At 76.5% G+C, this 15,210-nt stretch carries 11 protein-coding genes; 2 read left to right on the forward strand and 9 right to left on the reverse strand.

Annotated features, from left to right (window positions below; all coding sequences use genetic code 11):
• Window positions 1–5: 5 nt before the first annotated feature.
• The 9 genes from MOV08_RS27030 to MOV08_RS27070 all read right to left on the reverse strand — a co-directional run bounded on the left by MOV08_RS27030 (window position 6) and on the right by MOV08_RS27070 (window position 13,501).
• Window positions 6–2,315 carry an FtsX-like permease family protein gene (locus MOV08_RS27030; RefSeq protein ID WP_338057199.1) on the reverse strand — a complete coding sequence of 770 codons (2,310 nt, stop codon included), beginning with the start codon at window positions 2,313–2,315 and terminating at the stop codon, window positions 6–8.
• Between the two features lie 197 nt (window positions 2,316–2,512).
• Window positions 2,513–2,917 (reverse strand): globin, encoded by a 405-nt coding sequence (locus MOV08_RS27035; RefSeq protein ID WP_039636329.1) that lies wholly within the window; start codon window positions 2,915–2,917, stop codon window positions 2,513–2,515.
• A 122-nt stretch (window positions 2,918–3,039) separates the two neighbouring features.
• A complete protein-coding gene (locus MOV08_RS27040) occupies window positions 3,040–4,608 on the reverse strand; it encodes an FHA domain-containing protein (protein WP_275309204.1) in 1,569 nt (522 codons plus the stop codon).
• Window positions 4,609–4,652: 44 nt separating this feature from the next.
• Window positions 4,653–5,507: a hypothetical protein gene (locus MOV08_RS27045; protein ID WP_275309205.1), complete on the reverse strand. Its 855-nt coding sequence runs from the start codon at window positions 5,505–5,507 to the stop codon at window positions 4,653–4,655.
• 86 nt (window positions 5,508–5,593) lie between these two features.
• A complete protein-coding gene (locus tag MOV08_RS27050) occupies window positions 5,594–6,970 on the reverse strand; it encodes a protein phosphatase 2C domain-containing protein (protein ID WP_275309207.1) in 1,377 nt (458 codons plus the stop codon).
• Between the two features lies 1 nt (window position 6,971).
• Window positions 6,972–9,554 carry a serine/threonine-protein kinase gene (locus tag MOV08_RS27055; RefSeq protein ID WP_275309208.1) on the reverse strand — a complete coding sequence of 861 codons (2,583 nt, stop codon included), beginning with the start codon at window positions 9,552–9,554 and terminating at the stop codon, window positions 6,972–6,974.
• Window positions 9,551–10,873 (reverse strand): coiled-coil domain-containing protein, encoded by a 1,323-nt coding sequence (locus MOV08_RS27060; RefSeq protein WP_275309209.1) that lies wholly within the window; start codon window positions 10,871–10,873, stop codon window positions 9,551–9,553. The genes MOV08_RS27055 and MOV08_RS27060 overlap by 4 nt, the downstream gene beginning before the upstream one ends.
• Window positions 10,874–11,021: 148 nt before the next feature.
• Entirely contained in the window at window positions 11,022–12,029 is a 1,008-nt protein-coding gene (locus MOV08_RS27065) for a glutamate ABC transporter substrate-binding protein (RefSeq protein WP_275309210.1), read from the reverse strand.
• Window positions 12,030–12,043: 14 nt separating this feature from the next.
• Window positions 12,044–13,501: a hypothetical protein gene (locus tag MOV08_RS27070; protein WP_420834220.1), complete on the reverse strand. Its 1,458-nt coding sequence runs from the start codon at window positions 13,499–13,501 to the stop codon at window positions 12,044–12,046.
• A gap of 458 nt (window positions 13,502–13,959) precedes the next feature.
• On the opposite strand from MOV08_RS27070, the gene MOV08_RS27075 reads away from it, so the two are divergent.
• The gene (locus MOV08_RS27075; RefSeq protein WP_039636340.1) at window positions 13,960–14,652 is read left to right on the forward strand and encodes a FadR/GntR family transcriptional regulator; all 693 of its coding nucleotides are present in this window, start codon (window positions 13,960–13,962) and stop codon (window positions 14,650–14,652) included.
• A 245-nt stretch (window positions 14,653–14,897) separates the two neighbouring features.
• A complete protein-coding gene (locus MOV08_RS27080; RefSeq protein WP_275309212.1) occupies window positions 14,898–15,203 on the forward strand; it encodes a hypothetical protein in 306 nt (101 codons plus the stop codon).
• Window positions 15,204–15,210 lie beyond the last annotated feature (7 nt).

The following is a 15,210-nucleotide window of genomic DNA, read 5'->3' on the forward strand; positions in this document are numbered from 1 at the left end:
GCCGGTCAGCCGCAGCGGTCCGGTCGGCAGGCCCGCCGCGGCGAGGCGGGCGGTGCCGGTGTGCGGGTGGCCGTCGGCGGGGAAGGCGCCGAGCGGCAGGGTGTGCGGGCTGCCGTGCGCGTCGGTGACGAGGGCGGAGACGGTGGCGGGGACGGGGCCGGTGTCCGGTCCGGCGGGGCGGGGGCCGCTGCCGTCGGACGCCAGGCGCGGGGCGCGGGCAGGGTCCGCAGCGAGGTCAGGGTGAGGGTGAGGTGCAACTGTGCGGTGTCCGCGGGGATGCCGATGCCCGGCGGGGTGCCGGCCGGGGGTGCCGCCGCCCGCAGCAGGTCCGCCGTGGCGCGGCGGGCGGCCGGCCCGTCGGCGGGGCCGCCCAGCAGGTCGCCGCGGAGCCGCAGCGCCCCCACCGCCCGGCGGGTGTCCAGGGCCAGCAGCGAGCCGGCATGGCCGTCCGGCAGGTCCAGGGCGGAGTACCCGACGGGCAGCGCCGCGGCCACCCCGGGGACGGCCGCATAGTCGTCGCCCTGCCCCGACTTCGGTGTCCGACCGTCCAGTACGCGCACCGGGCCGGCCGCCCGGAAGTCCGCCTGGTCGTCCTGCGAGCGGTCCCACGAGGCGCGCTGCCCGATCGCCAGCATGCCCAGCGCGGTGGCCAGCACCAGCAGCAGCACCGGCCCGGTGCCGCGCAGTTGGCGGCGGCTGATCTGCCAGCCGGCCAGTGCCGCGGCCAGTCCCCGGCCGCGGGCCGCGGCCCGTTCGGCGAGCCCGGCGGCCGGCGGCAGCAGACGCAGCGTCAGCACCGTGCCGGCGAGCAGGGCCAGCGCCGGCGCGGCCACCAGCACCGGGTCGATGCCCAGCGTGCCGTCGCCGTCCTCGGTCAGCACCCCGCCGCCGTCGCCGGTCCGCCGCCACAGCTGCCAGTACGCCACCCCGGCGACCACCAGGAGCCCCAGGTCGGCGCCGGCCCGGAGCGCGCGGGGCCGGGTCCGCTCCCGTACGGCCGGGTCGTCCGCGCCGGAGCGCAGCACGGCCGGCGCGGCCACCGCGACGGCGCAGCCCAACGCCACCAGCGCCCCGGTCAGCCAGGTGGCGCCGGTGCGGGCGGCTTCCAGGGGCAGACCCCAACCGCCGCCGCCCGCCAGCAGCCGCAGCAGCGGGCCGGCCAGCAGCGGGGCGGCGACCGCGGCCGGCAGCGCCAGCAACAGCGCCTCGGCCAGGGCCAGTCCGGCGAGCCGCCGCCGGGAGGCGCCGCGGGCGCGCAGCACGATCCGCTCGTCGGTCCGCTCGGTGCTCAGCAGCTGTCCCACCAGCAGCAGCGCGTACCCGGCCAGCAGCAGGAGCTGGAGCGCGACGAGCAGCACGGTGGACCGGTTCACCAGCAGCGACCGCCGTAACGTCCCCAGTGTGTCCGGGAGTTCGGTGCCGGCGGTGGCCCGGCCGTGGAACGCCGGGTCGGCCGTCAGCGCCCGGGCGGCGGGGCCCGCTGCGGCGGCCAGTGCGGGCAGCCGGTCCGCGGTCAGGGTGCGGAAGTCGGCGGTGGCCAGCCAGGCCACCGAGTCCTGCGTCAGCGGCCCGCCGGCCCCGAACGCCCCCGGCCCGGCGAGCAGCGGCCCGTACGTGGTGAAGCCGAGGGTGCGCACCCCGCGCCCGCCGAGCTCGTCGAGCTTCCAGTACGGGTCGGCGCGGTCCTTGGGGCGGTAGACGCCGGTGACCTCGATGGTGAGGTGGGCGGGGCCGGACAACCGGTTGTCGAGGGTGAGGCGGCGGCCGGGGCGGAGACCGAGCCCGGTGGCGGCGGCCTCCGGCAGCGCCACCGGGACCCGGCCGTGCGCCGCCGCACCGGGCCAGCGGCCGGCGGTGAGCTCGATCCGGTCGCGGTGGAGGAGCGCGAGGTGGGTGAGGTCGGGCTCGTCGCCGCCCGTCGCGTCCGCCGTCCGCTCGGCGGTGCCCGTCGGCCGGTGGGTGCGGGGCAGCGCGTACGGGCCGGAGCGGGTCAGGGTGCGGACGGTGAACGGCAGTCCGTCGAAGGCCCGCCGGGCGCCCCGCTCGACCGCCCGGTCGGCGGACTGCCGCCCGGAGGCCGGCAGTTGGGCCTTGACCTGAAGGGCGGCGGCGGGCGCGATGGGGGTCTCCCCTGCGCGAACGGAGTTGAGAGCTTGGGGAACTCCCCGCAGGGCTTGTCGCAGCCCGGCGTCGCCGACCGCGTCGGAGAAGGCGGAGAGGGTGGCCAGCACGGTGGCGGTCAGCAGCACCGAGAGCAGGGCAGCGGCCAGCAGCGCGCGGTGTGCGCGTACCCGCAGCACGATGAAGCCGGACACGGATCCCCCCGGAGCGGCTCGGGCCCCCGGCCGGGGTGCACCGGCGGCTCTCGACGCCCGAAAACGCGACGTATCCGAATGGGTGATCGGATGTCGTGGATGGTTTCAGAGGGCGGTGTGCCGGGTGGGCGGTTCGCGGGTGGTCTTGACCGGATCGTGACGGGGACGCGGGGATTCCGGTCGGTGTGACCGTTCTCTCACCCGGCGGTGTTGATCATCGACGCTGCCGCGTACGTGAGGTAGTTCCACAGCTGCGTCCGGTGGTCCTCGGCCAGCCCGACGGAGTCCACGGCGTCCCGCATGTGCCGCAGCCAGGCGTCGTGCGCGGCCCGGTCGACGGTGAACGGGGCGTGCCGCATCCGCAGCCGGGGGTGGCCGCGGTTCTCGCTGTAGGTGCGGGGGCCGCCCCAGTACTGCATGAGGAACAGGACGAGGCGCTCCTCGGCCGGCCCCAGATCCTCCTCCGGGTACATCGGCCGCAGCAGCGGGTCCTCGGCGACCCCCTCGTAGAAGCGGCGCACCAGGCGGCGGAAGGTGTCCTCGCCACCGACCTGCTCGTAGAAGGTCTGCTCCTGAAGCGTGCCGTGCGGAATGTTGTTCACCGGTCCATGGTGGCAGACGCCCCGACCGAGGACCGGGGACTTAGGACGCCCGGCACCCGGACGCGACTCCGGGGCGCGATCGGTCGATCACGCCCCGGAGTTGACGGGTCGGCGTCGTGCGGTCAGCCGCGGCGGACGGTCAGCGTCGTCCAGGCGCCGACGTGCACCCGGTCGCCCTCGTGGAGCGGCACCGGGACGTACGGCTGGATCGGCTCCTCGGCGAGGTTGACCGTCGTGCCGTTGGTGGAGTTCTGGTCCACCACCGCCCAGCTGCCGTCCTGCTGCTGGACGAGCAGGGCGTGCTGGTGCGAGACGCCCGGGTCCTCCGGGGTCCGGCCCAGGTCGACGTCCGGGGACTCACCGGTGCTGTTCCGACGGCGGCCCACCGAGACCTGGCCGCCTGCGAGCGGCAGCACCTGCTCGGGGGAGTACGAGGGCAGGTTGAGCCCCGCCGCCTCCGGGCCGCTGCGGCTCATCATCGCCATGAAGTACTCGCGGTCCGGCGCGACGGCCACCACCCAGCCGTCGCCGATCACCGGCGGCGGGCCCTGCGGCGGCGCCATCGGAGCCGGGCCGGGGGCGCCGCCCCACTGGCCGTCGGGTCCCGGCTGGGGCTGCTGCGGCGGGAACGGGGCCGGCGGCTGCTGCTGTTCGTACGGCGCGGGCTGCTGCTGCTCGTACGGCACGGGCGGCTGCTGCTCGAACGGCGCGGGCTGCTCGAACGGGGCCTGCGGGCCGGGTCCGGGCTGCGGGGGCGCCATCGGCGGGGCGGCGTGCGCCGCGTGCGGCTGGTTCGGCGGGGTCAACGTCCAGTCGTCGGCGCCCTGTTGCGGGGGCGGCGGCGGACCGGGCTGGCCGGCCGGGCCGGGGCCGGGCATGCCGGGGGGCGGGCCGGGCTGGCCCGGGAAGCCACCGGGGGCGGACGCCCCGGGCGGCGGGGCCTGCGGTGGCGGGAAGCCGTAACCGCCCTGGCCGCCCTGGAGACCGGGGCCGGGCATGGGGGCGCCGGGGCCGGGTGCCGGCGGGGGGAAGCCGTAGCCGCCCTGCGGCGGCTGGCCGCCGGGGCCGGGCGCGGGCGCACCGGGCGGCGGGGCGAACGACGCCGGCGAGTGGGTGAGGAAGTTGTACTGGCACTCCGCGCAGAACGGCGCCATGCCCGCGCGCGGCGTGCGGCACTGCGGGCAGAACTCCGTGGACTGCTCGGGGCCGGGCGCCGGGGCGACGGGCGGCGGGGTGCCCTGCGGCGGGGTGCCAGGGCCGGGCATGGGGGCGCCGGGGCCGGGTGCCGGCGGGGGGAAGCCGTAGCCGCCCTGCGGCGGTTGGCCGGCCGGGCCGGGCGCGGGCGCACCGGGACCACCGGGGCCGGGCGCGGGCGGCGGGAAGCCGTAGCCCTCCTGGCCGCCCTGCATGCCGGGGCCGGGCGCGGGCGCGACGGGGCCGCCGAAGCCGGGCGGCGGGGCGGGCTGGCCGGGGGCGGGCATGCCGGGGGGCGGGCCGGGCTGGCCCGCCGGCGGCGGACCGGGCATGCCGGGCGGCGGACCCGCGGGACCGGTCGGCTCGGCGGGCGGCGGCGCGTTGAGGAATCCGGCGGGCAGAGAGGGTGGCGGGGGAACGGCACCCGCCATGCGCTGGCCGCACACCTCGCACCAGTCTTCGGCCGCCGACTGGTGGCCGCTCGGGCAGGTCGGCATGTCGGTTCTTCCCCCTCCGTACCGTTTCTTCCGGGTGGTACTGATCAGTGGTGATCGTGCTCGTTCATTGCGGTTTCTACGGGCGGCGAGTGGGTGTCCGGCGCCGTCCGGGAGCTCTCCCGTTCGACCTCGGGCGCCTTCGCCGCCTGTCGCACAGTACCGGTCGCGGTATCGACGTCGCCCACCACCTTCGCAAGGAGTTTCGCAGTGTCCTCGCTCCCGGGACCGCCGGCCAGCCGCGCCGCACGGCGCAGTTCGCGCACGGCGCGGGCGGCATCTCCCCACTTGGCCGCATCCAGTCCCCGCTGGATGACTTGCGCCAGTTCGGACCGACCTGTGTGGTGCGCCACCTGTGGATCGATCCGTACCGCGGCGGCCGGATCGTCCGTCCACACGGCCCGGACCAGCCCCTGCGCCACGACCCGCGGCGCGGCGCCGTCCGGTGCGGACAGCAGCACGGAGAGCCGGGCGGCCAGCATCTCCCGGCCGAGCCCGGGGTCCGGGACACGCAGGAAGAGGTGGTAGTCGCGGGACTCGTCGCCCCAGGGGCCGGTCGGGTAGTCGCCCGAGCGCGGCCCCGACGCTCTGCGCCGGCCGGTCAGGTCCTCGGGGGCGGGCGCCACTTGCCGCAGGAACCCCACCTCGGCGCCCAGCGGGGTCCGCACCCGCAGTACTACCCCGGCGTCCGGCCCGAGGGCGTCGGCCGGCCCGTGCTCCGGCCCGGCCGCCCCGGAGACCACCGCATCCGGTCGCGGCACCGGGCGCCCACCGGTCGAACCGCCGCCGGTCGCGGTGACCGTGACGACGGCGTGCAACGCCTGCCCGCCCTCGGGCAGGCAGGGGTTGTGGTGCACCTCGGCGGTGAAGCGCGGCACCCGCGACTTGGCGAAGTTGGCCATGGGTTACGTCCGCTCCTTGCGGCTGCCGCCGGCCGCCGGCCGGGCCCGCCCCCCCCGGGCGAACGACGGGACTGCATGGACAGGCCCTAGGCCGATCCTGCCCCTTCCGCGGGCGTGGGGAACCGCACCACCGCGACCGTTACGTTGTCGTGCCCGCCGCCGTCCAGGGCGTGGTCGACCAGCACCCGCGCGGCGTTCAACGGCCGGACCGGCGCGTCCAGGGGCAGCACCGCGGCCATCGACCCGGCCGTCTCGGCGTAGTTCCACAGCCCGTCGGTGCACACCACGACCGTCCCCGGCCCGTCCGGCCGGAACGCCGCGACGTGCGGTTCGACCTCGTACGCGTCGGCGCCGAGCCAGCCGGTGATGGCGTGCGCCCGCTCGTCGGCGTTGGCCTCGGCCTGGGTCATGAGGTTGTTGGCGACCATCTGGGCGGCCCAGGAGTCGTCCTCGGTGAGCCGGACCGGCGGTGCGGTGCGGTCGTCGGGGATCCAGTACGCCCGGCTGTCGCCGACCCAGCCGATGGTCAGCAGCCCGCCGCCGACCAGCGCGCCGACGATCGTGCAGGCCGGGGCGTTCTGCTGGCGGAACTCGTCGTGCGCTATCGAGGGGTCGACGGCCAGCGCGTCGACCGCCGCCGAGGCCGCCAGCACCGCGTCGTGCATGGCCTGCTGCGGGTGCGTGCCGCGCGGCAGCGCCATCCGCAGCGCCCCGGTGGCACGTTCGGCGGCGGCCTTGGAGGCGTCGTCCGGGCGGGTCGCCGAGGAGACCCCGTCGCAGACCATCGCGATCACCGCGGGCGCGCCGTCCGCCAGCACGGTGTCGCCCAGCGCGAAGAAGTCCTCGTTGCGGTGGTGCCGGTGGCCGCGGTCGCTGACCGCCGCGACGCCCGGCAACTCCCGCTCCAGGTGGTCGCGTTGGCACTCGGGCGGGTCCTCAGGGGCGGTTCCGGTTCCCCCCGCGGCGATCGCCGGACCCGGCTCCGCGGCCCCGCCCTCGGCCGTTCCGCTTGATGGCTCGGCGGCCTCCCCGGGCGCCGGCGCGTCCGCCGTCCCGGCGTCCGTCGCGGTGTCCGCCGCCGGCTCCGCTTCGGCTCCCGCCGGGGCCTCTTCCCGGGCCGTCGCCACAACCTCCGCTTCGGCCCGCGGCCCGGCGTCGGCGGCGGCGTCGGCGACCGCCTCGTAGCCGACCACCCGCGGGTCGGCGGGCCGGCCGCCGGCAGCGGGCGCGGTCGGCGCCGTCGCGTCCCCGATCGGGAGGCGGGTCGTGGGGTCGGGCGGCGGCGGACCCACCTGCGCCGCCGGCCCCGCCGCGAACGCCGCCGCCGGCGGTGCCCCGTATCCCGCCGGCATGCCGAAACCGCCCGACGTCAGGGGATCGGCGCCGCACCGCCCGCAGTAGTTGTCCCCCGCGTCGAGCGGCTCACCGCAGCTCCGGCAGCGGGACGGCCCAGTCACACCCATGTCACACCCATGTCCTGGGGCGGAAGCGGTTGGCCCGCTCCACCAGCTCGATCCTTTCCTCGCCACGCTGCGCCAGCCGCGCCAACAGACGGTACGACCGCTCCAGCCCGAACCGCAGCCCGCGCTCGTCCAGCGGACTGCCGAGGAGCGCCGGCCCGGCGGCACCGTCCGGCGCCCCGTCACCCGGGGCACCGGCCCCGGGCCCGTCGCCGTGGCTCCCGGAGAGTACCCAGTCCAGGGCACTGCCCAGTACTTCGGTGGCGAGGACCTCCCGGCGCCGGTCATCCAGACCGAAGTCGGCCAGCGCCTCGACCTGTTGGGCCGCGGCCCGCAGATCCGGCAGCAGCGGCTCCCGGGGCGAGCGCTGCCGCAGCCGGGCCCGGACCGCCGCGATCCGCGCCGCCGTGTAGTGGATGGACGCCTCCGGGACGGACTCCAGGGCCGCCACCGCACCCGCCCGGTCACCGGCCGCCAGCCGCACCCGGGCCAGCCCGAACGCGGCACTCACATAGCTCCGGTCTGTCGCCCATACGAGGCGGTAGTACTCCGCCGCGTTGTCCGACTGCCCCAGCAACTCGGCGCTGATGCCCAGCGCCAGCTTCGGCGCCGGCTCGCCCGGGAAGGCGTCGTAGACCGCGTCGAAGGCCAGCGCGGCGCCCTCCCGGTCGCCGGTCGCCAGTGCCGCCAGCCCCCGGTGCCACACCACCCGCCAGTCCCCGGACCCGTACGCGTCCGGTTGCCCGTCGGCGCCCCACGGGTCCTCGTCCCACCGCGCCGGGGAACCCGGCCGGTCGCCCTCGAAGGCCACCGCGTCCCCGCCCAGCTCCAGTTGGGCGCGCAGGGTCCGCAGCCGAACCTCCGGCGAGTCGGTGGGCGCCGCCCGCAGCGCGGCCAGCAGCTCCGCCGGGGTCGCGGCGTGCAGACCGGCCAGGAAACCGGCATGGGGGTCGTCCGGATCCGCCCGCGGCACCGGCAGCGCCAGCGCCGCCCCGGCCACGTCCAGGGGCCGCAGCTCCGGGCCGCCGCCCACCCGCGCCGGCTCCCGCGCGACCCGTCCGGCGCGCCGCCGACCGCCCAGCAGCGAACTGTCGCCGGCCGGCGGCGGCACCGGCTCGGTGCCCACCACCCGCAGCTCCGGCCCGAACAAGGTGGACAGCGCCGGCCGCGGCTCGCCCGTCCGCAGCGCCACCACCTCCCGCAGCACCCCCGTCAGCTGCTCGGCCATCTCCTCCGCGGAACCGAAACGCCGGCCCGGATCCGGATCGGTGGCCCGCACCAGCAGCCGGTAGAAGGACTCGTGCGCGCGCAACACCTCGATGTGGTCCGGGTCCGGCAGGGAGTCCGCGAAGACATTGGTGTAGCCCTGGAAGTCGAAGGTGAGGACGGCGAGGGTGCGGGCGACGGTGTACAGGTCGGAGGCGACCGACGGGCCCACCTCGCCGACCTCGGGCGCCTGATAGCCGATCGTGCCGTAGATGGGGCTCTCGTGGTCGTCCGCCCGCCGCACCGCGCCCAGGTCGATCAGCTTGAGCCGGTCGTGCTGCTGGAGGGCGTTGTCGACCTTGAAGTCGCAGTAGAGCAACTGCCGGCTGTGCAGATGGCCCAGCGCCTCCAGCGCCTCGATGCCGTACGCGCACGCCTGCTCCACCGGCATCGGATCGCGGCGCCCCTTCGAGGTGCGCCGCTCGTTGGCGAGGTCCTTCAGGGAGATGCCGTCCACGTACTCCATGACGATGTAGCCGTCCCGGCTGCCCGTCGTACGGTCCAGATGCTCCACGAAGTTGTAGATCCGCACGATGTTGGGGTGCTCGATCGCGGCGAGGAACCGCCGCTCGGACACCGCCGCCGCCAGCGCCTCCTCGTCACCGGTGTCCAGCAGGCCCTTGAGCACCACCCACCGGTCGTCGACCGCGCGGTCCCGCGCCAGATAGATCCAGCCCAGCCCGCCGTGTGCCAGACACCCCACGACCTCGTACTGGCCGTGCACCAGCTCCCCGGACCGCAACTTCGGTACGAAGCTGTACGGATGGCCGCACTTGGTGCAGAAGCCCTCCGCCGTGCCCGGCCGGCCGTCCCGGCCCCGCCCCACCGGCGCCCCGCACTCGCCCCGGCTGCAGAACCGCTTGCGCTCCGGCACCTCCGGATGCGCCAGCACCGCCGCCCGCGGATCGCGCCGCGGCACCTGCTCCACCGCCACCAGCCCGGCGCCCAACCGCCCCCGCGACGCCCCGGAACCAGCGCCCGACCCCGAGGCCGGGCGGCCACTGCCCCGCCCACTGCCGCGCACCACCACCGGCGTCCGGGCGGCCGACCCGCTCCCGGCCCGGCCGCCCGGCCGCTGCGCGGGGACATGCGTCCCGACCGTCCGCCGCCCGCGGGCACCGCTCGGCGGCGGCGCGGCGACCGTCGCCCCACCGGCCTCCACCCGCTGCGTCAACACCGTCGCGGTCGCCGACAGCAGCCCCTCGGCGGACACCACCGGCGCCAGCCCGCACACGTCGCAGTACAGCTCCCCGTCGCCGACGTCCTCGTAGCGCCCGGCGCACTCCGGACGCTGACACCGCCCCCCGTCGCGCTCCGTCACGGCTCCCCCCTGCCGTCCCGCGGCTCCGGAACCACGGCCTCCGCCGCCGCCTCCTGATAGCGCCACACCGCCTGCTCCGCCGCCCGCAGATCGCACGGCGCGCTCCACAGCATCCGCCGCGCGACGTCGTACCGCTCCATCAGCAGCGGATCCCCCGCCAGACCGTGCCGCGCCAACCGCGCCCGGTACGCGTCCAACCGGCCGCGCAGCTCGGCCCGCACCGCCAGCGGCGCGGTCACCGCCGTCAACGACTCCCGGGCCCGCTGGAGTTCGTCCTCCGCCCGCTCCTCCAGGCTGTCCAGCAGCGGCGACAACCGGTGCCACTGCGCCCGCCGGCGGTACTCGGCGGCCGCCGCCAACTGCTCGTGCAGCACCGTCGACGGGCCACTGACCGCCGGCACCTCCGACGCGGCGATCTTCGCCAGCACCTCCCCGCGCGCCTGCCGCGCCTCGGTCAACGTACGGTCCGCCCGCGACAGCACGTCACGCAGCAGCATCAACCGCCGCTCCGCGTCCTGCCGGACGTCCAGCACCGCCGCCACCTCACGCCGGATGTCCTCCAACGCACGCGCCGCCCGGTCATAACGGGCGGTGTCCGGACGGCCCCCGCCCGGCGCCGCGCTCCCCGCCCCCGACGACACCCAGAACGCCAGCGGATCCGCGATCACCCGCGCCCGCAACCGCGTCAACTCCTCGGTGATCCGCTCCAGATCGTCACCCGCCGGATGCTCCCCCGGACGCACCCCCACCGAATGCGCCAACGACCGCGTCCGCTGCAACTCCTCCGCCAGCAGGTCTATCCGGGCCGGCAGCGCCGACCACACCGCGTCCGCCGCCACGATGACGTCCAGCGACCGCGCGTACAACCCGTTCAACCGGCCGACCAGCTCCTCCAGGCCGATCCTTCCGCCGGCTCTCAACTCCTCCCCCGTGCCCGGCCCGTCGCCCGCCGCGGCCGGCACCGTCACCGCACCGTCCCGCAACAGCGCCGACAGCTCCGCCAGCTCCTCCGCGGACGGCCAGCGCCGCCGCCCCCGCAGCTCCCGCGCGGCCGTCAGCACCTCCGTATAGGCGTCGAACAACGCCCACAGCACGGCAAGGGACCGCTCCGTCTCGGCCCAGCGCTCCTTGGTGACGCCCGACAGCTCGGCGCCCTCCAGGAGCCGACGGCCGGCGTGGTCCTGCAACGCGAGCAGCGACGTCTCGATCGCCTCGTACTCGGCGCCGAGCCGCGCCAGCGCGCGGTCCACCTCCTCCCGGTCCAGCACCGGGGCATCGGGCCTCCCCGCCGAGCCGGGGAAGGGTCCAGGGACCCCCATCGATCACCTCTCCAATACGCGTACCGTGCACCGCGGTTGGTGCTCGTGGCCTCGCTCGCCGCCGCTCCGGCTCGCTACCCCCGCTCCAGCCCCTCCATAGTGACCCCATCCGGCGCCCGGTGGGGCCCCGAGCGCCGCCGGACCACCCTCAGTCGCCGTACTGCGGCTCCGGCGGCCCCGATATACCGGGCAGATCGGCCTGCAACCACTTCCGGTACGCCCGCATCCAGGGGCTGTCCTCCCCGCCGCTGCGGTAGTCGTCCAGGACCTTGTTGACCCGGCGCACCAGATCCGGATCGTCCTTGTTCATCGCCACGCCGTACGACTCGTCGGTGAACGGCGCGCCCTTCAACTCCACCGTCGGGTCCTGCGCCGCCTGCGCCGCCGCCAGCGCACTGTCGGTGACCACCGCGTCCGCCTCGCCCAACTGGAGCCGCACCAGACAGTCCAGCTGATTCGGCGCGGTCAGCACCCGCGCGCCGTGGCTGCGCCGCGCCAGCTCCGTCTCGCCCGTCGAACCGGCCGCGGTGCACACCCGCTTGCCCCGCAACGAGTCGTCGAACGCCGTGATCGTCGACCGCTTCGGGGCCAGCACCTGCTGCCCCGCCTGGAAGTACGCCGTGGAGAACGCCACCTGCTCCTTGCGCGCGCAGTTGATCGTCATCGTCCGCACCACCATGTCCACCGTCCGCTGCCGGACCGCGGGGATCCGCTGATTGGTCGGCACCGCCTGGAAGACGACCTTGGCGTCCGGCCCCAGGATGTCCTTGGCGATCGCCCGCGCCAGATCGATGTCGAAGCCCTCCAACCGGCCGGTGTCCCGGTCGCGGTACCCCCACCGATAGGTGTTCTGGTCCACCCCGACGACCAGTTGGCCCTTCTTCTTGATCCGCTCCACCGCGGGCCCGTCGGCCGGCGACGGCCGCAGGCTCTCCGCCGCGCCGGCCGGCGTGCACCGCGCCGCGGCCGGCGACGCGGGCGCCGTGCCCGGCCCGTACGCCCGGTGCGTCGCCACCGGACCCGGGGCCGCCGGGCGCACGCCGTGGCCCAGCGCGGGCACCAGCACCGTCGCGGTCGCCGCCATCACGACCATGCCCGCCGCCACCGGCGCCAGGACCGCCCGCAGATTCCGCAGCCCCCGCCCGCGCGTCCCCATCTCCCCTGACCCCCTCACCGATACTCCGACAGCCTGCGCCCGATGCCCAGCACCGCCGCCGTGGCGGCCAGCGCCGCCAACACCGCCGCGCCCACCGCCAGCAGGCCGAACGCCGCCCGCCCGCCGTCCGCGGCCGACCGGAACCGCGCCTGCTCGTGGACCAGCGCCCGCCCCAGCCCGGTGTCGACCCGGTCGAACGACGCGCCCGTCGAACCGTCCCCGCCGATCACCTTCGCCAGCGCCCGGTCGTAGTCCCCCTTGTCGTCCGCCGACCGCGCGTCGGCATGCCGCGCCCGCCACTGCCCGACGGCCGCCAGCGCGTCCCGCACCGGTCGGCGCCCCGCCTCGTCGCCCGCCAGTGCCAGCGCCTTCCCCAACTCCCCGGACACCTCCGCCGATCCCCGGCCGCCCGGGCCGGCCAGATGCCCCATCTTCGCCTGGAAATCGACCTCGTAGAAGTCCTTCTGGTCCGCCGTCAGCACCGCTCCGCGCGCCACCAGCGTCAGATTCTCGTCGGCACGCGCCCGCAGCGCGTCGATCCGCGCCGTATTGAGCACCTGCAACGACCGGGCCCCGTGCGCATACGCATCGGACAGCCCGGCCCGCGCCACCGTGTGCGCCGCCACCAGCCACAGCAGCGCCGCCACCGACGCCACCGTCGCCGCCAGCAGACCGCGGTTGAACACCCGGTGGGTGCGCCGGTAGTGCCGGCGCTGCGCCCACCCCAGCGCCCCGATCGCGAGCACCCCGGCGGCCAGCGCGAACCACGGCCACGCCGTGGCTCGCTCGTGGTCCGCGGTCAGCCGCTGCCGCTCCGCGTCGTACAACGCCTGGGCCGCCGGGAGGAGTTCCGTCCGCATCTGCCCGTTGGCGTACCGCAGATAGGCGCCGCCCAGCGGCAGCCCCTGCCGGTTGTTCGTCCGGGCCGTCTCGACCAGGCCCGTGTACCGCGGCAGCAGGGCGTTCAGCCGGGCGATCTGGGTCCCGGCCCGATCCGCCGCACCGCCCTCCGCGCCCGGCACCTGCGCGTTCGCCGCCGCCCTGACCAGCAGGCGGGACGCCATCGCGAGATCCGCCTCGTACCGCTCACGGGTCGCCGCGGACTCCGTGCCGCCCGCCAGGAACCCGCCGGCGGCGGTGGTGTCGGCGTCCGCCAGCGACCGGTAGACGCTCGCCGCGTCCGCGGTCAGCGGCTGGCTGCGCAGCACCACGTCGTCGGCGGCCCGCGACCGGTCCGTCACCTGCCAGACCGCGGTCGCCCCGAACACCACGACCAGCAGCGCCAGCACCGCCCCGATCGCGCGCAGCCGCCCCGGCTCGGTGGTGGCGGCGGCCCGCAGCCGGTCCAGGCCCTCGGCCCACGCGGTGCGCCGGCGTGCGGCGGGCGCGGCGGGGCCGCCGGCCGACCCGGGCCGGGCGGACGGCTCCGGGGAAACCGACGTCGCGGACGATGCGGACGATAGCGATGACACCGACGAACCACCCCCTGGGTCGCTGACTGCGGGCCTGCTCCGCGCCCGGCGCCCACCGGCACGGGGCGCACGGGCGTCAGTATGTCCGTGCCGCCCGACCAGCACACCGGACTTGACCCGATCTTGTTCGGAACGCCAAACATCTCGCGGGGCGCCCACGGCCCCCGTTGGGAGCCGCCCGCCGCCCTGATTCCCCGCCCGCCCGGCATCGACCCTCCGGGCCGGGCGGAGGGCGGCCGCCCCGCATTACCCTTACGAGCAGTCGCCGGACATCAGGCGACCGGGATCGGACGCTCCGCCGCCGACCGCCGCCCCGGGTGACTCGCGTCCGGCGGTCCCGCCCCATGGGACCCGCACCGCATGCCGCCCGGCGACGCCCGCCCCGGACCCGTCCGCCTCCCGCGACGGCCCACGACGGGCCCAGGACGTCCGTCCCGCCGAGACAAGGGAGTGATCGAGTGCAGACCGTCCGCAAGGGCCGGGTGTCGCTCGTGGAGTCCGCGACCGACGAGATCCGCGGCCAGATCGTCAACGGCATCTGGCCCGTGGGCAGCCGCATCCCACCCGAGAGCGCCCTGTCCGAGACCCTCGGCGTCAGCCGCGCCTCGGTCCGCGAGGCCGTCCGCTCGCTCGTCCACTCCGGCCTCCTCGAACCCCGGCAGGGCGACGGCACGTTCGTGATCTCCGACGACGACAGCGCGGTCGCCCTCCGCCGCCGCCTGGAACGCGCCGAGCTGAGCCACGTCACCCAGGTCCGCCAGGGACTGGACGTGGTCGCCGCCCGCCAGGCCGCCAAGTACCGCACCGACGCGCAGCTCGCCGGCATCGAGGCCGCCCTGGGCCGCCGCAAGGCCGCCCTGGCGGCCCACGACAGCGAGGCGTTCACCGCGGCCGACGCCGAGTTCCACATCCTCGTCGCCGAGGCCAGCGCCAACCCCGTGCTGGCCGACATCTACCGCTCGCTCAGCGCCGCCCTGCGCGAGGAACTCCGCCGCGCCGCCTGCCTGGACACCGCCGACGCCGCCCCCACCGACCCGCACTCCCGCCTCACCGACGCCATCCGCGCCCAGGACCCGCAGGGCGCCGTCGACGCCGCGGTGCTCCTCCTCGCGGGTCACGTCCGCGACCTGGCACTGCCGCTCGACGATTGATCGGCGGTCGTCGGTCGGCGGTCGTCGGTCGGTCGGCGGCGGGGAGCGGCGAGGCGGGGACCTGCTGCCGCACGCGCGGTCGGACGGCGGGCCGCCGACCGCGCCACCGCCGAGGGGCGTGCAACTCGCCCCTGGCGCCCCCCGTTTCACTCCCGCGCGCCGCTGACGACCCCACCCTCCGCCAACTACGCTGAGTGACGAAGGGTTGGCCCTCCCGCCAACCTCCGAACCAACGGAGGCACCCCATGCGTCGCATCAACCGACTCCTGACCCCCCTCGCCAAGGCCGCCACCCGGACCTCGGCCACCCCCACCCAGCCCGCCACGGCCAGCGGATTCCTCACCATCGGCAGCACGACCTACATCAACCCGACCGGCACCTATCCGCTCTTCCACGCCGCCGACGGCACCCCCACACCCATCATCAACGACACCGACCACCCCCTCACCATCATCACGGAAAGCGATCACTCCCCGCCCCCGGCCGACCTCATCCTGGCCCCCGGCGAACGCACCGAGACCCGCCGGGGCGACTGCGTGCAGGTGGGGTGACCGGCGC

The organism is Streptomyces yunnanensis (assembly GCF_029011865.1).
Taxonomy (GTDB): Bacteria; Actinomycetota; Actinomycetes; order Streptomycetales; family Streptomycetaceae; genus Streptomyces; species Streptomyces yunnanensis.

Coding starts and splice junctions, on each gene's coding strand:
- MOV08_RS27050 (WP_275309207.1), bottom strand. CDS start 6,970: ATGGGTGTGACTGGGCCGTCCCGCTGCCGGAGCTGCGGTGAGCCGCTC.
- MOV08_RS27040 (WP_275309204.1), bottom strand. CDS start 4,608: ATGCCGACCTGCCCGAGCGGCCACCAGTCGGCGGCCGAAGACTGGTGC.
- MOV08_RS27080 (WP_275309212.1), top strand. CDS start 14,898: ATGCGTCGCATCAACCGACTCCTGACCCCCCTCGCCAAGGCCGCCACC.
- MOV08_RS27060 (WP_275309209.1), bottom strand. CDS start 10,873: ATGGGGGTCCCTGGACCCTTCCCCGGCTCGGCGGGGAGGCCCGATGCC.
- MOV08_RS27045 (WP_275309205.1), bottom strand. CDS start 5,507: ATGGCCAACTTCGCCAAGTCGCGGGTGCCGCGCTTCACCGCCGAGGTG.
- MOV08_RS27065 (WP_275309210.1), bottom strand. CDS start 12,029: ATGGGGACGCGCGGGCGGGGGCTGCGGAATCTGCGGGCGGTCCTGGCG.